General features: G+C 41.9%; 19 protein-coding genes. 13 read left to right on the top strand and 6 right to left on the bottom strand.

Annotation, left to right across the window (positions count from 1 at the left end):
* The first annotated feature begins 17 nt into the window (after positions 1-17).
* Entirely contained in the window at positions 18-434 is a 417-nt protein-coding gene (locus BMY70_RS02785; RefSeq protein ID WP_090331715.1) for a hypothetical protein, read from the top strand.
* Between the two features lie 20 nt (positions 435-454).
* Here the strand turns inward: BMY70_RS02785 and BMY70_RS02780 are convergent, their stop codons facing one another.
* Positions 455-1,261: an MOSC domain-containing protein gene (locus BMY70_RS02780; protein ID WP_090331713.1), complete on the bottom strand. Its 807-nt coding sequence runs from the start codon at positions 1,259-1,261 to the stop codon at positions 455-457.
* A 158-nt stretch (positions 1,262-1,419) separates the two neighbouring features.
* Here BMY70_RS02780 and BMY70_RS02775 point away from each other — a divergent pair, with 158 nt between their 5' ends.
* The 3 genes from BMY70_RS02775 (at position 1,420) to BMY70_RS02760 (ending at position 6,136) form a co-directional block, all read left to right on the top strand.
* On the top strand, positions 1,420-3,132 hold the full coding sequence (locus tag BMY70_RS02775; RefSeq protein WP_218148556.1) for an FAD/NAD(P)-binding protein: 1,713 nt from the start codon (positions 1,420-1,422) through the stop codon (positions 3,130-3,132).
* An 831-nt stretch (positions 3,133-3,963) separates the two neighbouring features.
* Positions 3,964-5,415: a T9SS type A sorting domain-containing protein gene (locus BMY70_RS02765; RefSeq protein ID WP_090331708.1), complete on the top strand. Its 1,452-nt coding sequence runs from the start codon at positions 3,964-3,966 to the stop codon at positions 5,413-5,415.
* A 91-nt stretch (positions 5,416-5,506) separates the two neighbouring features.
* Positions 5,507-6,136, top strand: coding sequence for a response regulator transcription factor (locus BMY70_RS02760; RefSeq protein ID WP_090331706.1), 630 nt, complete (start codon positions 5,507-5,509; stop codon positions 6,134-6,136).
* A 47-nt stretch (positions 6,137-6,183) separates the two neighbouring features.
* On the opposite strand, the gene BMY70_RS02755 is transcribed toward BMY70_RS02760, so the two are convergent.
* Positions 6,184-6,603 (bottom strand): hypothetical protein, encoded by a 420-nt coding sequence (locus tag BMY70_RS02755; protein ID WP_229209447.1) that lies wholly within the window; start codon positions 6,601-6,603, stop codon positions 6,184-6,186.
* Positions 6,604-7,192: 589 nt separating this feature from the next.
* Between BMY70_RS02755 and BMY70_RS02750 the strand changes: the two genes are divergently transcribed.
* The 5 genes from BMY70_RS02750 to BMY70_RS02730 all read left to right on the top strand — a co-directional run bounded on the left by BMY70_RS02750 (position 7,193) and on the right by BMY70_RS02730 (position 11,276).
* The gene (locus BMY70_RS02750) at positions 7,193-7,876 is read left to right on the top strand and encodes a lipid-binding SYLF domain-containing protein (RefSeq protein ID WP_090331704.1); all 684 of its coding nucleotides are present in this window, start codon (positions 7,193-7,195) and stop codon (positions 7,874-7,876) included.
* A gap of 196 nt (positions 7,877-8,072) precedes the next feature.
* The gene (locus BMY70_RS02745) at positions 8,073-8,708 is read left to right on the top strand and encodes an MgtC/SapB family protein (RefSeq protein WP_090331702.1); all 636 of its coding nucleotides are present in this window, start codon (positions 8,073-8,075) and stop codon (positions 8,706-8,708) included.
* Between the two features lie 68 nt (positions 8,709-8,776).
* Positions 8,777-9,880, top strand: coding sequence for a sensor histidine kinase (locus BMY70_RS02740; protein WP_090331700.1), 1,104 nt, complete (start codon positions 8,777-8,779; stop codon positions 9,878-9,880).
* The gene (locus BMY70_RS02735) at positions 9,877-10,632 is read left to right on the top strand and encodes a LytR/AlgR family response regulator transcription factor (RefSeq protein WP_090331698.1); all 756 of its coding nucleotides are present in this window, start codon (positions 9,877-9,879) and stop codon (positions 10,630-10,632) included. Before BMY70_RS02740 ends, BMY70_RS02735 begins: the two co-directional genes overlap by 4 nt.
* A gap of 125 nt (positions 10,633-10,757) precedes the next feature.
* Positions 10,758-11,276 carry a restriction endonuclease subunit S domain-containing protein gene (locus BMY70_RS02730; protein ID WP_090331696.1) on the top strand — a complete coding sequence of 173 codons (519 nt, stop codon included), beginning with the start codon at positions 10,758-10,760 and terminating at the stop codon, positions 11,274-11,276.
* Between the two features lie 126 nt (positions 11,277-11,402).
* Here the strand turns inward: BMY70_RS02730 and BMY70_RS02725 are convergent, their stop codons facing one another.
* The 4 genes from BMY70_RS02725 to BMY70_RS02710 all read right to left on the bottom strand — a co-directional run bounded on the left by BMY70_RS02725 (position 11,403) and on the right by BMY70_RS02710 (position 16,514).
* Positions 11,403-13,598, bottom strand: coding sequence for a PepSY domain-containing protein (locus BMY70_RS02725; protein ID WP_090331694.1), 2,196 nt, complete (start codon positions 13,596-13,598; stop codon positions 11,403-11,405).
* An 11-nt stretch (positions 13,599-13,609) separates the two neighbouring features.
* On the bottom strand, positions 13,610-14,104 hold the full coding sequence (locus BMY70_RS02720; RefSeq protein WP_090331692.1) for a DUF2271 domain-containing protein: 495 nt from the start codon (positions 14,102-14,104) through the stop codon (positions 13,610-13,612).
* A 5-nt stretch (positions 14,105-14,109) separates the two neighbouring features.
* Positions 14,110-15,585 carry an ankyrin repeat domain-containing protein gene (locus BMY70_RS02715; protein WP_090331690.1) on the bottom strand — a complete coding sequence of 492 codons (1,476 nt, stop codon included), beginning with the start codon at positions 15,583-15,585 and terminating at the stop codon, positions 14,110-14,112.
* Positions 15,586-16,133: 548 nt separating this feature from the next.
* Entirely contained in the window at positions 16,134-16,514 is a 381-nt protein-coding gene (locus BMY70_RS02710) for a response regulator (RefSeq protein WP_090331688.1), read from the bottom strand.
* A gap of 953 nt (positions 16,515-17,467) precedes the next feature.
* Here BMY70_RS02710 and BMY70_RS02700 point away from each other — a divergent pair.
* The 4 genes from BMY70_RS02700 (at position 17,468) to BMY70_RS02685 (ending at position 20,814) form a co-directional block, all read left to right on the top strand.
* Positions 17,468-17,866: a DoxX family protein gene (locus tag BMY70_RS02700; protein WP_090331684.1), complete on the top strand. Its 399-nt coding sequence runs from the start codon at positions 17,468-17,470 to the stop codon at positions 17,864-17,866.
* A gap of 218 nt (positions 17,867-18,084) precedes the next feature.
* On the top strand, positions 18,085-19,188 hold the full coding sequence (locus BMY70_RS02695) for a glycosyltransferase (RefSeq protein WP_090331682.1): 1,104 nt from the start codon (positions 18,085-18,087) through the stop codon (positions 19,186-19,188).
* Between the two features lie 441 nt (positions 19,189-19,629).
* Positions 19,630-20,148, top strand: coding sequence for a peptide-methionine (S)-S-oxide reductase (locus BMY70_RS02690; RefSeq protein ID WP_090331680.1), 519 nt, complete (start codon positions 19,630-19,632; stop codon positions 20,146-20,148).
* Positions 20,149-20,289: 141 nt separating this feature from the next.
* Complete coding sequence (locus BMY70_RS02685; RefSeq protein WP_090331678.1) at positions 20,290-20,814, top strand: putative antibiotic biosynthesis monooxygenase; 525 nt, start codon at positions 20,290-20,292, stop codon at positions 20,812-20,814.
* The last annotated feature ends 38 nt before the right edge of the window (positions 20,815-20,852 follow it).

The following is a 20,852-nucleotide window of genomic DNA, read 5'->3' as shown; positions in this document are numbered from 1 at the left end:
ATCAACCAAGTTTTATCATGAAAAAAGTTGTTGCATTAATTTTTCTTTTTTGGAGTTCAGCGGCTTATGCGCAGCACGAATCATTACCGAAAGGCGGATCTGTCTTTGTCCAGGCGCCTAAAAGTGATATCGGAGCAAGCGCAGCGCGAGAACTGAGCTCAGAACTGGAAAACTGGGGATACTGGAAGTTAGCCTCGTCAAAAAGCAGTGCAGAATTTGTATTGAAACTCGATACAAAAATATCAGGCGGCGTTACCTGGACTTCCTGGGGAGGAAAGTCAGTGGCTTTAAGTGCTTCGTTTTACAGTAAAGATGATAACCAGATCTGGCAGTCGGAATATTATAAGGCAAGTCCAAATGGTGTGAATGGGTACAATTCCCAATCGGCTGCGGTTAAAAAACTAGTCAAAGGCTTGAAGAAAAAATTTAGATAAAGCTGAATCGATTTGAGAGATTATTTCGTTTTGGACAAGATGCTTACCGGATCTCCCTCGTTAACGATCCCGTCAGACGGGCCGGTAAGGTTTTGTCCGAACATAATTTTTTTGTCTGATCTTCGGTAGGTAGCCAGTGTCTTCAAAGGTTCGGTGCCCTTTATGGCGGAGTCCTGGTTCACATTGATCAGAACACACCTTTCACATGGTTTGGATACCAAAAAACTAGCGGCTCCTAATTTTATATTTTCCCAATGGTCTTCGGCAAAGGGAGCTGTTTGGGAAACCACAAAGTTGGGGCGAAAACGCTCCATTTTTACCGGCTCGTCAAGTCTGCTGTTCAGGTCATCCAATGAAGCCTGTGAAATTAATAGAAAAGGGAAATCATCAGCAAAACTAACCAACGCAGGCACGGGCGAATCGTCTGGATTCATTATTCTGTGGGTCGATTCCGGCATATAGACAATCCGTGCGATTTTTCCCAGTTGCGCGCTCAGCCAGGCGTCCAAACTATCGCAAACGGTAAGTGCCTGAATATGATCTTTCCATATTTTTACATTAATATGCTGGCCAGACACCGGTTCAAAGGGAAGAAGTGCGGAGTCTTCTATTTTGGTTTTATTGAACATGAGAAAACCGTCCTTGTGCTGAATCATGCCTAAAAGCGCCATTGCGGGATTTGTCCTTTGGGTGAGAAAGGTTCCGTTTTCGTCCACCAACATCCAGCGCCTGTCATATTGCAGACCGCGCTGCTCGATCTGAGATTTTTTGAGACGGATGCCGCCAAGTGATTTTACCGGATAGATCCATATTTCTGACAGTATCATATAGCACTTTTACTTAACTTGATTCCACACTTGCCTCAAAAAACCATTCCAAATAAAGCTGGTACAATTGTTTCTATAACACCAAGCGGTTGAACGGGCTGGGGAAATCAGTTTTCCGGGATACTGATATCAGTGATAACCTTACTTCGAACGTACTATTGAAAAAGCGTATAGCCATCCTGGGCGGAGGCCCGAGTGCATTATTTGTATATAAAAGATTTGCCGAGCTGGCCGGCTCCGATATTGAAATACATATTTTTGAAGGTAAGAACCGGCTGGGGGCAGGGATGCCTTACAGCGATCAGGGTGCCAATGTTGAGCATGTTACCAATGTTTCGGATAATGAAATTCCCGAAATGGTCACCTCTATTGAAGAGTGGATACAGACGCTTCCAAAAGATACACTTGAAAAATTTGGCATCGAGAAAGAACGGTTCAATGAATATAAAGTCTTGCCTCGTCTTCTTTTTGGGCAGTACCTGACTGCGCAGTTCGAAATGCTCATCGAGCGCGCGTCACAAAACGGGCTAGTTACTGAAATACATTTTGAAAGTAAAGTCGTCGATATTGTTGATGACGCAGAGCGCGGAAAGACAACTGTTGAAATTGAAGGAAAGGGTACTTTTGAATTTGATCAGGTCGTTATCTGTACCGGGCATAAGTGGCCTAAAAAAAATGAGGGCGTTGTGCCGGGATATTTTGACTCACCTTATCCGCCCTCAAAGCTTAGACTAAAGCTGAATCACGCAGTTGCGTTAAAAGGATCCTCGCTCACAGCAATCGACGCGATCAGAACACTGGCTAGAATGAATGGCAGTTTTGGAACGAACAAAGAGGGAAAAGTCTCCTACCAGCCTTCTGAAGATTCGCCGGAGTTCAAGATTGTAATGCATTCAAGAAACGGACTTCTTCCTGCTGTAAGATTTCATCTGGAAGACCCTCTTGTGTCGAATGATTCATTGCTAAGCAAAGAAGATATCCAGCAAAACCGAAAAGAAAATAACGGTTTTTTATCGCTTGATTTTGTTTTTGAAAAAGAATTTAAAGACACCTTTAAAGAGAAGGATCCTAAATTCTATGCAAAGATCAAGGATCTGAGTATGGAAGATTTCGTTGAGTCGATGATGGGACTGCGGGAAAGCCGAGAACCTTTTGCCTTGTTTAAAGCTGAATATGAAGAAGCCGAGCGATCAATAAAAAACAGGGAATCAATATATTGGAAGGAAATGCTGGCGGTGCTGAGTTTTGCAATGAACTATCCGGCCAAATACTTGTCGGCCGAAGACATGCAACGTCTGCAAAAGGTGCTGATGCCCTTAATTTCCGTAGTTATTGCGTTTGTGCCACAAAGCTCGTGCGAAGAACTTCTTGCTATTCATCAGGCCGGACGACTCGATATCGTATCAGTGGGCGAAGACAGTTCTGTGGAGCCTTTTGAAAATGGGGGCGTAAATTACCACTACACGGATGAATCCGGCAGCGAAAAATCTGCTCATTTCAAAACGTTTATTGATTGTGTTGGTCAACCGCATTTGTCCTACGAAGCATTTCCGTTCCAAGGGTTAGTAAAAAATAAAACTGTCAGCAGGGCAAAAATAAGGTTCAGGTCCTCAGAAATAGGAGAGAAGCAAGCCAATCAGGATAATAAAAAAGTGGAAAAAGCAGCAGACGGACAATATTATCTGAACGTTCCCGGAATTACCATCAATGACAATTTTCAGGTGGTAGATCCCGAAGGAAAGGCAAGTGAGCGTGTATACATTATGGCTGTACCCTACATCGGAGGGTATAATCCCGACTACTCAGGACTTGATTTTTGTGAAGAAGCTTCTTTTAGTATTGTTAATAATATCCTTAAAGTAGAGGCATAAACGTTTAACAAAGTGAAGTGTTCAAAACCTGGCGATTTGAGCCAGGCTTTGAACACTTTTTTTAAGATTCAGACAGTGTTTAAAGCTTGCCAGCCATTCGTATTTCGCGACGTTGGTGGTTTTTGTCTGCATTTTTAACCTGCTTTGGCAAATCAACTAATCTGTTGGCTTGGCCATCCGGCCTGATAAGAAAAGCGGTTTCTCCCCAATTCGTTTTTTAAGAAACCCATTGCGACTGGCCGGGCTGTTTGGCCTTGGGCTAACCCTAATTGACGCCACAGGAAAGCAGACGCAGCCAGTGCCGATTTGGTTGAAAAAGCTCTTCAAAATCGGCCGGTACTTGGTGTTTAACGGGCTACATCTCTGTATGAGTTGAAAATCTGTTTTTGAACGCGTTTTCAAAAAAGCAGCATCAATAGGAAAGGGGGGGCTGACAAAGAAATCGGATTTGAAAGATACAAAACTGTTTAAGCGGGCACTGCCAGGCTTGAACATCGAAATAATACGATTATGACATTCGTCAGTTTTTCAATTTTAATCGCTAAATGAAATTATTTCATTTTGATTGTTAACCTTAAAAAAACGTTTAAAATCAAAATTAGGTGGATTTTTAGAATTTATTCTATTTTAAAACAGAATTAGTTTGAATGCAAATATCTGAATTTGGGATTTTTTAAATCACATAATTCTATGAGTATACATTGGAATCTCTACAAAGGAGTAGGTAATATTTTGGCAAATTTGCAACGTTGATCAGCCTGTTCGTAACCGCGTGCTTACGAGGAGGGCTATTTACATACATCAAGTTAAAAATTAACCATTTTACCCTTCATGATGAGAACAACTACACAAACTCTCAAATTCCTTTTATTTGTTTTTCTTTCACTTCAGTTAAAAGCACAGACCTACCCTGTTTTACCCGCTCCCGATCACAATACGGATCACAATGCATTTATCACAGGCTCTGTGACGCTAAGCGGAACTACTCAGAAGCTGGCGGGTATTCTTGTAAAATTGCTGCGCGTAGTGCCTGGTGCTGATAATGTTGCAGTTTCTTATGCGCTAAGCGATGCAACTGGCGCTTTTAGTATTTCAGGTCAGAGTGGTATTGACTATATCCTGGAATATGAATTTCCCGCAGCTGGATTTACAGCCTCTACTGGTAATCCTTCTGCTACTTTTACCGCTTCTGCGGGAGCTAATCTGGCTCCGGATGGGGGATTGACGCTACAGAGAGTTTCTAACACGATTACGAATTGCAACGTATCGGCTCCAACCATGACAGACTGGACTACAACAATAGCCATTCCCAAGGCAGAGCCGCTTGCAGGTGCTGTTCTTGGAAGTATTTCTGTATTCGGAAGCACCTTGTCTTTTCATCCTCAAATTAAAGTAGAGGCACAGTCAGACAGCAGAATCCGGGCGTTGATGATTGGGGCTTCAGTTTCGCTAAGCGGCCCTGGAGGTGCAGCTGTTGACATGGAGTCAGTGAAAACTTTCGCAAGAACACCAACTGCCCAGAACATGGTGCTGGCCTCAGGCGAGACTCTTACCTATTATGATATTTCCTCAGGATTATCGACAAATTCAACAGTAACGGGAGCAAAAACGGCTTATTTAGGTACAGGAAATGTTGTTTTTGATGCCGAAGCACTTGCGTCCAAAACAATTACTATAAGTGGTGGAAATACAACAAGTACCGAACAAACTTTTGCCAATGCAGGTGTTTGCCTTACCTATGTTTATGACGTGGATCCACTGCCGGTAACATTAATCTCGTTTTCAGCCACGGCGGAAGGTGCAGCGGTTCAATTAAACTGGGCAACAACCTCGGAAACAAACAGCGAAAGATTCGAAATTCAAAAAAGCGCTGATGCTAAAAACTGGAATGCGTTGTCTTCTGTATCAGCAAAGGGTGAAAGTAAAACGCGCGCTGATTACAACTTCACAGATGTAAATCCATTTAACGGACAAAACTTTTACAGACTGAAAATGATTGACCGCGACGGTACGTTTGCGTATAGCCGTATCAACAGTATCAAGCTTAAAGCAGAAATAAATGCTGTAAAAATGTATCCAAATCCGGCGGCAGATGTTTTAACTATTTCAACAGAAGGAACTCAAATCAAAAAAATAGAAATTTACAATCAGGCAGGACAGCTTATTAAAGGCTCGGAGAAGGCTTCTGTTGATGTTAGTAGTTTCGCCAACGGAATCTATTCTGTACGTGCGATTTATGCAAACGGATCGGCAGACCAAGGGCGTATCGTTGTCGCACATTAATTAAAACTGATTTCTGATAAAAAACAGGGCGCTCTTCCTTTAGGGGAGGGCTGCCCTTTCATGTTTTCAGTATTAAAGCCTAGTTTTGTATATGAATCTTTTAATAATTGACGATTTTACCCTCATCAGGTTAGGCATACGTACCATTGTTTCAGAGCTTGATACTTCAGTGCACTTTTATGAAGCCGACTCTTTCCCCCAAGGGTTGTCAATTTTGGAGCAGCGGCAATTTGATATGGTTATTCTTGATATAAATATTCCGGGAAGTGAGAATGTTAAAATGATCGAGCTTATCCGCGAAAAGCAAAAGAATATTATAATATTTATTTATTCTGCCCACGATGAAACAATTTATGCACTCCCATTTCTAAAAGCGGGGGCAGATGGGTTTTTGTCAAAAACGGCCCGCGTGGAAGATTTTAAGCTTGCATGGAAAGTACTGCTGAAAAAAAGAAAATATGCCAGTAGCGGCGTGCAGGAGATGCTGCTAAATTATGTTGGATCGGCTTCCTACACCGAAGACGGTTTTAAAAACTATGGCCTTTCGGTCAAAGAGCTGCAAATAATGCAGCTTATGAGCCAAAGTAAATGGAACAAAGAAATTGCAGCCATCATGAAACTCAAAGAAAATACGGTTAGTACTTACAAACGACGTATTTATGAAAAGTTGAATGTCAAAGATGAGCTGGAGTTTTTACGAAAAGTAAGATTGTATTCCTGAAAAACATGGGGCGATCAGCATTTACTTGTCTGATCGCCCCATAGCAATTATGCAAAAAAGCCAGGTTTTTGAAGGTAGCCGGGTTGCCAGCTGGAATCTCTCCGGCGAAGAGCGCGCGCAATAGTCAACACTTCGTCCAGGCGACGACGCTGTTCGCTGATCGGATCCTGGCTATGAAAATATTGACCTACGATTTCCCATTCAAATAAGTCTGTTTTAGCATCATAAATTCCCACAGGTATACGGTTTTCGTCTGTCATCAACGTACTGAGCGTTGATTGTGCCTGTGCCTGGGAGGAGCAACCCACGTGATGGTATTGGGATTTTAGTTTATACAGAACCGAGTAACGGTTTTCTGAAACTTCATAAGACTTTGACGCTGCTGAATCACCTGATAGCAAATTTTTGAAAGAATTTTTCAAATTCAGCAGTGCGTTTCCTTTTTTATGTTTTGATTGTTTTGTCATGATCATTGTTGTCTGTGAATAATTCAGATACAGAAGCGATTGAAGCGGATACTATAAGGTATTGGTAAAATTCAATTCTGATATATATCCGTCCGCGCTGATTTCTGCATTTTTATCCAATCATTCTGATTAAACATTATTTTAAGTCTATTGAAATAGTTATGTTGATGCAAATATAGCTGTTCCTTTTAATAGCTCAAATATTTGTATCTGAAACTACAACATGTTTTGTTTATCAATGGTTTATAAAAAATCGTTTCATTTTTAAACATCATAGAATCAGAAGTATAATTATTTAAATAGTTATATTATTTCATTTTACTTGCTGAGGTATTTGTCTTATTTGGAAGAAATATTATTTGGTTTTTTTTTAACCTTACAGCTTTGTGTATAACTAAATAGTTATAAGATATGGATTTTCTACAAGTCTTTGACGGGACTTTTGACCTTACTTTTGCGTACATCTTTCTCAGGCCAATTAGACTAGCACAATATTTTTGCGGGCATGATAGTTTTTGCATTAGTCAGACCGCACTTTTGATTTGTGTTATTCATTATGCGGCATTCATTTAACCAGCACGAAAAAACTATGCTTAAGAAAAAATTGTGGATCAAATTATGGAAGTTAAGCTTCATCTTTAGTATTGCAGTTGTCAGCAGTGCCTTGGCTCAGGATCGCGAGCAAGAAAAATTAAAGGCCTCCATCGCAGTTTTAAATGATTTCAGTCAGATGAAAGAAAATATTCCAGCGCAGCTGCTTTCGCTTTCACAGGGTATTATCATTGTGCCGAAAATGATTAATGCGGGATTAATGATAGGAGGAAAGCATGGGAAGGGTGTGGCAATGATCAAAAATAAAAATGGTCAGTGGAGCGATCCTGTCTTTGTAACTATAACGGGAGGAAGTGTAGGCGCTCAAATTGGCGTGCAGGCGACCGACCTGGTGCTCGTATTTAAAAATAGTAAAACGCTTACCGAGATTGGGAAGGGCAGCTTTACTTTAGGCGGCGACCTGTCGGTGGCGGCTGGGCCGGTCGGGCGCAGCTCCTCGGCGCAAACCGATTACAAGCTGGAGGCGGAAGTGTACTCATATTCCCGTAGTAAAGGTTTGTTCGCAGGTATCACACTGAATGGTGCAGCGCTTGCCGTGGATACGAAGGCGAACAATGAATTTTACGGTAATTCTCCGGATGCAAATACGATCCTTACCTCGTCAAACAGCGACTCGGAGCTGGTTGCTGATTTGAAAGAGAAGTTGGGAAATTTCAAATAACAACTAAGCTCATTTTGGGGACAGCACTTTGGACAGTTTTTCGAAGTGCTGTCTTTTTTATTTGCATGCAATTTTTTTAAAATTCAAAGTTCGCAAGTTCTGATCAAATATGAGCATTAGCCGCATGGCACAACATTTTTGTAAAGTCAAATGTAATATGTAACCATATTGATTTAAACAGTAAATAAGTTAAAATATGGATTTCGCAATTGAATCGAACGATCTGGTTAGTATGCTCATGTCCATTATATGCGGCGGGATTATCGGATTTGAGCGGGAGTATAAAAATAAATCGGCCGGTTTTAGAACTATTGTTTTGATTACACTGGGATCGACGATTTTTACAATCGTCTCGCAGCATGGCGCTGATTCAGACGACAGGATATCTGCAAATATTATTACCGGCATAGGATTTATCGGTGCAGGCGTCATTTTCAAAGATCAATTTTCTGTGTTCGGACTTACCACAGCCGCAGTGATCTGGACATCGGCCGCCATCGGAATGACCACGGGTATTGGCTATCATACGCTCGCGTTGATATTTACAATGCTAACATTGGGAATTTTGCTGCTGGCAAATCACATCGAAAAGCTTATCGGGGGTATGAAAAATCAGCAGATGCTTAGCGTGACTTTCAGAAATCCTGATTTTGACCAAATTGGTTGCCTGGAAGAAAAACTAAGAAGGTTTGGAGTCGTCCTGCAGCAAATGCAATTGAGTAAAGACAACGACCGCTTAACTGTGGTTTGGCAGATATCGGGTCAAAAGAACCGCCTGATGGCGCTGCATGAGCTTGTTGGCAGAACTCCGGAAGTGATAAGTTTTAAATAAGTGTGGCACCTTATAGTTTGAATTTGCCGCCGTGTTATTAATATTGTCTTTGTTTAAAAATCAGGTATATGCCGGCTGATTCAACATTTCAGATAAGCAGTAAGGAAAAGTGGCAGCTCGCATTGAGTATCGTCGCGATTTATTTGCCTATCCGAATCTACGTCAGCAATCCTCAGATCACTATCCTGATAGTGCAAAACAAGCTGCCTTTCTGGGTAGTCGAGCTAGTTCTTAACATTCTGTTTTTCAGGGTCTGGATCAATATCATCGAATATATTCAGTTTGTAGTTCAATTATTGTCTGAGAAACTTTCATTCAGATTACCAATCAATCTGACCACCTTTTTAATTGGAGGGATATTGGCAGTTGGCTTTAACTTTTTTTTTATTTTTTTCTGGATCAAGATGGAACAAATATTTTTGAAATATTTTGATCTGTCCGTTGTCAGATCAGAGGCAGAAAAGAATCTTTTCTATTTACGACAAAAGTCAAAGTCAAACACAGGTCTTACGGTCATGGCTATGCTGGCTACCTTTTTACTGATTGCCAACCGAAGGATTCACTTAAACTTGCAGCAGATCCGCCTTAATGCCGAAATGCTTGAAAGAGAACGTATGCAGGCCCAGTTGATCGCCTTAAAAAATCAGCTTAGTCCTCATTTTCTTTTTAATAATTTTAGTATCCTGGCCTCGCTGATCGAATCAGACGCTTCTCAATCCGTAAAATTTGTTAACCGGTTATCAGCATCTTATCGCCATATTCTAGAACAGTCAGGTATGGATGCAATCCCGCTTAAAAAAGAACTCGACTTTATAGAATCCTATCTGTTTCTCCTCGAAGCACGGTTTAAAGGCAAATTCGAAGTGAATGTTGAAATCTCGGAGTATCAGAACAAGCGATATGTGATCGCTCCTTTGACCTTACAGCTGCTGATCGAGAACGCCATTAAGCACAATCAGATGTCTAAGGAATGTCCCCTGATTATATCCGTTCAAATTCAAGAGCCCTATCTGGTTGTCAGTAACGTGATCAAACTTCGGCCTGCTGACGTTTACTCAACAGGGACAGGACTTAGAAACATTAGAAATCGTTATGCATTACTATCCAAAACACCGGTTATTATTGAAAACACAACAGATATATTCAGAGTGAAAATCCCGCTGCTTACATGAGAGTTTTGATTGTTGAAGATGAAAGTCCCACAGCCCAGCGTCTGGTTCATATGCTGGAAAGATATGATGCGTCTGTTGAGGTGCTGGGTTGTTTTTCCTCGGTAGAAAAAACGCTGGCCTATTTTGCTAAACCTGACTTTACCGCTCCGGATTTATTATTTTTAGACATTCATCTGGATGATGATCTGGGTTTTTCGATTCTGGAAAAGCTTGATTTTCCTATGCCGGTCATTTTTACGACAGCCTACAGCGAATATAGTTTGAAAGCCTTTAAGAGCTTCAGTATCGATTATCTTCTCAAACCGGTTGACTATGAAGAGCTGTGCGCTGCCATGGATAAATATAAAAAGGTTACTTCGTATCAGAAATCAGAGCCAGCTTATCCAAAAGAGCAGCAGATCGCCCCAACTGGTTACAAAGACCGCTTTATGGTGGCGGTCGGTTCCAGACTTTTGAGTATTCCCACAGAGCAAATCGCGTATTTTTCGTACGAACAGAAAGCGACTTTCCTGATCACTGTGGATAGCAGGCACTATGCACTTGATTATAGCCTTTCAGCTCTGATAGAACTGTTGGATCCCAGGCAGTTTTTCCGTGTGAACCGTTCGGTTATCGTGTCGATGAATGCTGTGCGTTCTGTTTTTACTTATTCGACAGGAAAGCTTAAAGTCGATCTTCAACCGGCATTTAAAGACGAACTTTTTGTCAGCCTTGACCGGATCGTTTCTTTTAAGTATTGGTTAGGAAAGTAATGTAAAAAGAAGTTCCAGCGGCAAAATCCAGGTTTTAAACCCGGAAAGATGTCATTCGGTGACTTTGATTTTTTAATGGCTGATGAATTTGAAATATTGTCAGCGATATCAATCATCGCAAGTCTATGAATTCGTTCTGGCCCGCCGAATGGGAGCTTACGCCTCTGGAAAATATAGCGCATGTAAGCACGGGATGTCCGTACCGCACATTTGATTATCCCGAAGATTACTTAAACGAAGTGCTTCTGATCGATCATATCAACGAAGGCAGTATTGAGATAAGTGAACCGAAGTTTATGAAAATTTCGGAAAGAGAAATTGTTAAATATAAATTAAAAAAGGATGACCTGGTCTTCGCGCACCGCACGAGTCCGAAGCAGCTAGGTAAGATCGCGCGCTTTCAATCGGCAAAAACAGTGATCCATACGGCCAATTTTGTCAGAATAAGTCCAATGGATCTTCGGGATAGTCCGTTGATCGAGCAGGTTTTGAAAATTTATAAGTTGCGGGGGCTGTTTTCTGAATTATCAAAGGCATATCCTAATGTCAATAGCTTATCTCTTGCTCAAATTAAACAGATTGAAATTCCCAGAATCAACCTGTCAGCAATGGCTGCTATTTCGCAATTATGTGAATCATTTTAACGCAATTTAATTGACGTAGTCATCATTTCAGGTCGACAGAAAAGGCCCAAACGAAATCCATGGGCTGAAATCATCTCCGTGCAACTCCTTTTGATATGATTGATTACCTTTTTTAACGCTGTTATATTAATAACAATCCATAAGAACCTGACTTCTGGACTGATAATAACTCAGGCTCTTACCAAGTTGGTTCTGGCAAACTTGCTCCAATAGCGTGCTGACATTATTTTGCATGGACAGCGAGCCGCAAAGCATGATAACGCCCTTTGATACCAGTACGTCTGCAATCAGAGAACGGTCTCTTTCCAGCATATCTTTTACATATTCCTTTCTTCCTTCACGTGAGTATGCGATATGAAGCCCGTTTAATTTATTGCTGGTCCTGCTTTCTTCAAGAGCCTGCTTATAAAGTTGGAAAGAAGCTTCCCCGCGAAAGCCACAGTAAAGATGGGCATTGGTTTTTGGGGAAAGTTGGTCAATCATACCCAGAAATGGCGCAATACCGGTTCCATTACAGATCATTAATACTGCTGGAACGTTTGGCGGGAGGTGAAAATCAGGGTTTTGCAGAAGACAAGCTTGAATTGAATCACCTGCTTTAAGACGAGCAAGATAAGTAGAACCAAGCCCATTGGCATGAAGCTTCACGCTGAGCTGAATCTCCTTACCGATTTTTCCAATCGAGTAAAGCCTTTCCCGATGATCCGCTGCCGGATAGATCGCCAGAAGATCACCCGAAGAAAATTTTTGTCTGCGTTTAGGTCTAAAGCGGATCAGAAAAGCTTCTCCGTTCGAATGAACTTGTGTAGTGTTCATAACGAGCATTGGCTGTTTACGCTGTTGTCTTGGTTTGAGAGGACCTGCGGAAAGCGTTGTAGGCACTTCTGCATGTTGTGACCAGTCGGCTGCCCACTGGTTAAACTGCTCAGGCGATTTATCGTTTACCGTATAGATTTCAAGCAGGGGAGATGCCCAGGGCTGCTGTGCTAGTAAATTATTTACTTCAAAAGCAAATTTGCAGAAATCAGGATAAGCATGAGATCCAAATCCAACGACTGAAAAATCGATAGGTCCCGTTTGTGGATATTTTATCAATTTAGCCTGGAAGCCAGCGGCATTGGTCGGGGCATCTCCCAGCCCGTAGGTTGCAGTCATTACAATAATGTGTTTTGCCGCCGCATAATGGGTATAGCTGTTTAGCTCAGTCAGGTAGGCCGTTTTCCCGGCTGCAATCAGCTGCTGATGAATCGCGCTGGCAAAATAAAAAGTGCTTCCGTTTTCTGAGCCAACCAGAATGATAAATTCACTTTGGTCCGCTTTGAATTTATTTTTAATCCGGTTTGATCTACGCCTAAGCGTAATGGTAAATCCGGAGTAGATAAAGAAAAGGATGTTAGCCGAGGCCAAAGCCAGCACCGCGGCCCAGATCCCATCAGCCCGGCCTGTGTGCAGATTAAGGCTAAGCTTACTGATGATCAGCGGGAGCGGATATGCGGTCTGGGTAATCACCTCTCCGGTGATCTGATTCACGGTAAGCTCCCGGTCTTTAAGTTTCAAAGTGTAAAAGTCTTCGACATCCTGGGAAAATGGAAATTCGATGGATTGTAGCTGAGATACTTTGGTTTTTTTGAAGATCGCAAAATCGGAGATGTTTGCAGGCGGTCCCGATTTTAAAGCGTCAAAATCAATTTCCTGCGATTTAAAAGTTGTATTAAAAAGTCCGAAACGTTCGAGCGAAAGGAAAGTCCCGGTAAGGGCCAGAATCAGAATTGGGATGAGCGAAAGCCTTCCGGTCACAACATGGTAATACTGCGCGAAATGATCCCGTTGTATTTTTGCAAAAAAACGTTTGACGCCGCGCTGACGCTGGAGGATGAGTATGATGCCTGAGATGGTGATCAGTACCAACAAAAAAGCTGTTAAACCAACCACAAATCTTCCGGCTTCGTGTAAAAACAGCGAACGGTGAAGGCCTGTCACCCATTCAAAAAATTCATTTTTTTCTCCCGCCGTGCCCAGTATTTTTCCAGTAAGCGGATCGACGTAGACAGAAAGCTTTTCGCCTTTTTCATCGCTGCCGTTAACAAGAATAAATTCATTCGCATCCACGGAGATGTCTGTTATTCCTGGATATTTACTACGCAGGACCGGCAATACCTGGGACAGGTCTGCTTGATCGAAATTTTCAGAGCGGTAGGGCTGTATTTTTTCCGATATAGGTTGAAAAGCGAGAATAATGCCCGTCAGCGATGCCAGTGCAAGGAAAAGAAAAGAAGATACAGCCAGTGCTAAGTGGCTGTATCTCCATATTGAAATCGTCATAAGATAAAGGCTTAGTTGGCACTAAAACGAACATAGCGGATAAAACCGCTTCCATCACTTTTTGATGAAAGTCCCTCTGTGGTAAGTGGGATCTCAACATCCTTGGTGTGGTATTCTTTGTCCTCAACAGCGCTTTCAAATCTAATTTTGTAGCCACTATTTACTTTAGAGTTTTCTATTTCGATTGTGTTGACGCTGCGGTCGCCGCCAGTGATGGAAGCACCTGTTATCGCGCTGATATTGGCTGGTTTTTTTGTTCTGAACTTATCCCACTCTTTCAGGCTCTTATACCATTTTTTATCAGGACCCATCACATAAAGAGTCTTTTCATACGCTCCTTTTGGATCGATAAGTGAAATGACAATATAGGCGCCTTCTCCGGCATAATTGGTCATTTGGATCATGCATTTATATTTGGTTGAAGGACCTTTTTGGGCATGTGCCTGTTCTGCTTTGCCAAGAAAAATAAGTATGGCAAGTAACACTATTTTGAATGCGCTGGACATGGATGTTATTTCAGAAAATTTATAGTTACTTTATTTTTGGAGAGCGACTCGTTTTCCTCAGCCAGGTCAAAGGCTGTTTCTTTAAAGTTGGTGACAATATCTTTTTTTGCACCAATCGACAACAGGTATTTCATCATCGTATCATCGTTCGAGACCATCGCTGCTTTATGCAGTGCCGTGATGCCTTCATTATTTTTGCTATTGACATCTACGCCTAGTTTTTCCAGACTTTTGACAAGAGCAAGATCGTTTTTAGCTACTGCGAGATGGTATAAGGTATTTCCGTCTTTCTGTGGGGTGGTCACTTTAAACCCTTTTTGTTCGAGTACCTTTAATTTTGCGTCGAAATCGGCAGATCTTTGCGGTGCATATGATTGGACGAGATAGAAAGCAAGGTTATTTCCGTTTTTATCGGCAAAGTTGGTGGATGCACCTTTGTCGATAAGATAAGCTACTGCCTCAGAAGAATTTCCGCGAATGGCCATGGCCAGTGCAGAAACGCCTTTCAGATTTGACTGATTAATATTTTTAACTTTTGGAAGCAGCATTCCCAAAATTGCCGTATCGCGGTTGGCTGCAGCTGCGTTCATAAATACCGTATTGCCGTCTTCGTCAGCCTGGTTTACATCAACACCCTTTGCAAGAAAATAAGCAATGATTTGATTTTGTTTCGGCTTGCGGGCCAGGATATGAAGCGCATTTTCACCGTTAGAATTTACTGCCGTCGATTTGATGTTAAGCGTTTCCAGATATTTATAGACTTCAATCGTGTTTGGCCCGCGACGTGTTCCCTGCGCTGCCATTAGCATGGCCTGATCCTGAGCCGGCACTCCTTTTTTCAATAGGGTTTTAAGCAATTCAATATTTCCGCCTTTTGCTGCATAGCTAAATGCATTCGCTCCGCTGGCATCTTCACTTTTCAGATCAAGTCCTTTTGAAATAAAGTAATTGGTAAGAGTAAAATCTGTATCGTTCGCTATTGCCAAAAGTAATGCATTGGCCCCATCCGAATTTAAATCCTTTTTTAAATCTGCACCATTGGCCAGACAGATATCGTAAACTTTGGTATTGTGCTGACCTGCGCCTGCGGCAAAATTCAGCGGCGTGGCGCCATGGCTATCGACAAGATCTGCTTTAGAGCCTTTTGAGACCAGATACTCCATCAGCTCGACGTTTCCTTTACTCGCAGCCCAATGTATATAAATACGACCGTCATGCGTCAGTTTGGTAACTGCGTTTCCTGGTTGTGAGATAAGATATTCTACAGTAGCGTTTGGCGCACCGGAATTGATTGCCAGCACCACCGGATCAAACGTTGCACTGTTAAACTGCGCCGGATTGTTTCCTTTTTCGATCTGTGATTTGACCGCGTTTACATCGGGTGCATTTTTCCAAAATGACTGCTCCAAAAGAATATTCTGTTGGGCAAAACAATAGGTCGAAGCCAGAGAAAATGCTGCGAGTATAAATAATCTTTTCATCGGGTTTATTATTGTTAAAATGCAAAATGCAGCTAAAAGGAGGCCTTCTTGATCGCTGCGTGGTAAAATTAATACTATTTAGTCTAAATAGTTAAGGCCTGCAAGTTTTTGACAAATGCTTTTGGATGGTTCTGCTTTATTTAATCACAGGAGTACTACCTGTTAGCATGCAGCAGACTGATTATTTACAGAGTGATAGCAGATTCCAGGAATTAAAATCTTTTTTGAAGAGCATTCAAAAATATACCTCGGATAATTAACCAGTGTACTGACCAAATAAATGCAAAAGCGACGTACACTTACCTGTCAAACCAGAAGCAAAAAGGTGCTGTGCCGCCAGTTAGTGTAAACCTGCCGGCGTCAGTATTTTGATTTACGATTTTGTGCAAGCTACTTGGTCTGTATCAGCAAGAGCGACGGCAAGACAGGTATGCACCTGTAGCGAAGACCTTTCATACATAAAAACCGATGTTTTGGCAAGTTAAATTTTCTATTACCAGATATAAAAATCTGCCGGTCGATGGATAGCTGTGGCAGCTTTTGCTTGGTTACTCTTCGATGAGAATTTGTTCCAAGATCTCTTTTGAAACCGGTTTGGGAAGAAAACCTTTTACTTCATCATAATTTTGCATTCTTGAAAAATCACGATGGTCCTGCGAGGAGCTTGTTATGTATATAGCCGGGCGGTACTGATTTCCAAGCTGCCGGAGCATATCCAAAAATCTCCATCCGTTCGCCACAGGCATATTGATATCCAATAGAATAATGCTGGGTAAGGATTCGGGGTTGTGCTGCCAGGTTTCAATAAAATCAAATGCTTCCTGGCCGTTAAAGAATTGCAGAATATCGGGCTTGACCAATATTTTCGTTATCAGCAGCCGGGCGATGAAATGACAGGTATTATCATCATCGATGATACAGATTTTCATGAAATATACTTTATAGCGTTAAATTCTATCAAATGACTATTACAACAATTGAGCCAAAATGATAGAATTAGTTCTATTTCTGTATAGACGTTCAGCTCCTCGGACCCATTTTCTCTCTGACACATGGCCTTCTTACCTTCATTCAAAACTTCGTGATGCTTCGGTCTTCCTTCAATTCAGCCTTTTTTTTAAGAAAAAAGGCTGAATTGGCCTGCTGACTAGCTGCTTTTTGTCATTTCCCGAAGTTAGTTATTTTGTTAAAAGAATCAGGTATTCCCAATGCAACTTTCAATGAACAGGTCCCATGTAACTGCAGCTGGGCAAAAAAAGGCAATTAGTGGAGAGATATGTGGCGATATTTCTCAGTAAAAGTCATATTGGGGCTACAAATTTAATCTCATTCACAATATCTTTTACCAGGAAAGATCAGCTGAGAAAATGATGATCGTCATATTTGGTGTACCGAATTTATTTATTTTATGGGCGGCTATGAAGATTGCGACAGGTTCTGGTTGTTACGCAGGTATACACCTGTTGCGAACGATTTTGAAGACGCTTGTAAGGCATTTCTTATTTTTCAGCCTCTTGCGTTTAAAACAGAGGTTGAACTTAGCATCATTCACACCTAGGAAAAAAGGATCTCTGAGATTATTATTTTGATCAAGTGAAGCTTTCTTCTGCTTGACAGCAACCGAAAATGCGGCGCTCGGATTAGTTTTGTGAAAAAGCTGTTTAATGCGCATTGGGCGTTTGGAAGCCTTTTGTATTTTGACATTCTGGCTAAAAACTCCACCGACAGAGCCGGCTGACCTGACAAAATCAGGGAGCTGATAGATATTTTGTATTGCCTTTAATTGCTTTGAAACATGTGCTTTCAAAGTGATTTACACAAGCTTATCTGTGCACGCTGATGGAATAGTATTTGCTACTGATAAATAAAATTAAAAACCATTATGAAAGAAAAAGACATACAAACAGCGGCCCGAATCGCGCTCGGAGCAGGCCTGATCTTCGCAGGAATCAGTCATCTTACCTTTGCCAGAAAGGAATTTAAAGCCCAGGTTCCCGATGTTATACCCTTAAAAAAGGATGACACAGTGCTTTATTCAGGATTTGTGGAAATAGCCATGGGAGGAGCTCTGGTGCTGACTCCAAAGAAGCATCGGCAGAAAGTTGGTAAACTCGCCGCTACATTTTTCACGGCTGTTTTTCCTGGCAATATTTCGCAGTGGCTTAATAAAAAAGATGCATTTGGACTGGATACCGACAATAAAAGATTTATGAGACTTTTTTTTCAGCCTGTTTTAGTTTACTGGGCTTTGAAAAGCACAGAGAAAAATAAGCTGGTCTGACTAAAATAAAATCGGGACAGATGGAAGGCCGGTATTCTCCGGCCTGTCTTTTTGTTTTTTGAGCCAGGCCAATCCGCTTGGCTTTTATTTTGCTAAAACCAGGTTGCGGGCAGTTCTGCCCAGTTCTTAAACGACAATTCGGGAAGTGCGCTTATCTTTGCTACCGGCTTGGGCTGATATCAGTTTTGAAGCTTGTCAGCCTTTTAAAATTGATTTGAATGCCAGGATCATTAAATATTTTGCTCGCTCCGCTGGACTGGGGGCTGGGGCACGCAACTCGCTGCATACCGCTGATTCGCTATTTGCTTGAAAAGCACTGCCAGGTCACGCTGGCTGCTCAGGGGGCGACTGCGACACTTCTAAAGAGTAATTTTCCGGGACTGACCATTCTGCCCATCCCGGGCTACCATATTCAGTATAGCAGCAGCGGTAAAACCTTGCCTTTCAAAATCCTTCTGCAGATTCCTAAAATCCTGACGGCGATCCAAAAGGAAAGGCGCTGGCTGCGGCGTATTCAGCAACAAAACCGGTACGATCTTGTCATATCCGATAACCGGTATGGTTTAAAAATCAAAGGCGTCCCTTCGCTTATTCTCACCCATCAGCTACTGATCAAAACGGGCGGCGGTGCTTTTTTAGATCAGATTCTTCGCCGTATACATTATGGCATTCTTGAAAAATTTGATGGTTGCTGGGTGGTGGACGAGCCTGACAACAAAGGAATTGGCGGGCAGCTCTCACATCCTGGAACAATTCCTGTTAACGCTCGTTATATCGGCATTCTTTCCCAACTTGTGCCTGCTGTGCGGGCCGAAGGTTTGGTTTCTGGTGAGATTTTGATTCTGCTTTCAGGGCCAGAGCCCCAGCGCTCTATATTGGAACGACTAATACTAGCGCAAATTCCCAAATCTTCCGGATATCAATTTATTCTGGTCGGTGGACAGCCCGATGGGCATTTTTCAGATGAAATTCCTGCCAATACCGTTTATTTCTCTCACCGAAACGCGGCAGAACTGACAAGGTTAATAAGCAGAGCAGAGCTGGTCGTTTGCCGGAGTGGCTATTCAACGCTTATGGATCTTGCATTTATGGGGAAAAAGGCGCTTCTGATTCCAACTCCGGGTCAGTCTGAACAAACTTATCTGGCAACTTACCTGAATAGACAAGGATTATTTTTTGTAAAAAGCCAGTCTTCGCTTGATCTAAAAACGGATCTTGAAAAGGCCTTAGCCTTTCCGGGTTTTTCGGAAGACAACACCTATGCGGCGCTAGACGCAATGAAAAAGGCGGTCGATGATGTAATTGGCAAACTTAGACCATGATAGTCATACACCCACAATATTATTAACACCGATTGATTCTTGATCGTTGTTAAAAGTGTTTGTGCCGTTTAAACAGGCTAATGCTACCGATGGCTACTGAGCAATATGCCAGAATTGATAGAAAATAAGTTTTTAAATTTTCATTAACGCGAATTAAGCTGTATTCTCAAAGCAGGGGCATGTTTTGAAGGCAGGACTGCTTTATTGGGAATGTCAATCATTTTCAACAGCAGCTCATGCCGGTGAAAATATTTATCCCTTTGATCGGCAGTGAACTCGATGCCGGAAACTCTTATACATCCCGGCACTATTTTCTTCGCCGGTAAATAAGTTGATACGTTCGTCCGGTTTCAGAAGTTTTCAATTGGTATAAACTTTGTCTTTTTGAACTTATTAAAACCTTTTCATAGTTTTTAAGTTGATCTTTAAAAATTATGAGATATGGTCAGTCAGGTAGGATTTGGAGGAAGTTGTCATTGGTGTACGGAAGCAGTTTTTCAATCACTTAAAGGAGTTTTGCATGTGGAACAGGGCTGGATTTCTTCAAGTGAGCGGCATTTGTCTTTTTCTGAGGCTGTCATTGTTCATTTTCAGCCAGACGCTATTGCATTGGAGGTACTCATCGCAATTCACCTGCACACGCATAGCTGTACATCCAAACACAGCATGCGCTCAAAATATCGGTCCGCTATCTATACTTTTACCGATCCGCAGGCGCAGCTTTCCAGACAGGCGCTGGCGAATTTGCAGCATGAGTTCCGGGATGAAATCTTAACACAGGTCATTCCGTTTCAAAATTTCAAGCTAAACCAAAAGCGTTATCTGAATTATTATTACAGCAATCCTGATAAGCCGTTTTGTAAAAACATCGTAAATCCAAAGCTTAGGCTGCTTTTAGAACAGTTTTCTTCTGCCGTCGACCATGGCAGGTTGCCGGCAGCGCGATTGCTGGAAGGCTGAATCTTAAAACCATCGCTATTTAATGTCTAAACACCATAAATTGTTGTATTTATCATGCATAGCAATTTGAATTCCGTTTAAAATCATTTCCCTTGTAGTAACTTGGGGAAAAAATAAATAAGAAATTAAGCCGTCATATCCATGCCTGTACATGTTGCCATTACGCGAAAAGTACTTCCTGGAAAAGAACAGGAATTCAAAGAAGCACTTCGCCGTTTTTTAGGTGATTCTTTCCTGCATGGTGGTGTGCAGGGTGCGGGAATGATCACAGCACTTCCCGGTACAGATGGGCGGGAAGTTGGTATCTTAAGAACTTTTAAAGATGAAGCAGAGCGCGATGCTTTCTATAACTCAAAACTTTTTAAGGATTGGGAAGCATATGCAGCAACACTCACAGAACCTCCCACTTACCGCCAGTTGACAGGTTTGGAAGCTTGGTTTCGTTCGCCCACGCCGCCGCCACTTTGGAAAATGGCCATTGCCACGATTTGCGGAGTTTTTCCAACGAGCATACTGTTGTCATTTGCTTTGAACCCTTTCATTGAAGATTTTCCGTTACTGCTTCGCCTTTTGGTTATGGCCTTTGTCATGGTTGGTCTTTTGACATGGGTAGTGATGCCACTTGTTATCAAAGTATTAAAGCCATGGCTTCGGGCAAGCCAATAATTTTTACGCGGTGGCCTGGCCACTGATTATCTAATTGA

The sequence above is a fragment of the Dyadobacter koreensis genome, assembly GCF_900108855.1.
Classification (GTDB): domain Bacteria; phylum Bacteroidota; class Bacteroidia; order Cytophagales; family Spirosomataceae; genus Dyadobacter; species Dyadobacter koreensis.
The sequence above is the reverse complement of the archived record's forward strand: the minus strand, read 5'-3'. Positions and strand labels throughout refer to the sequence as shown.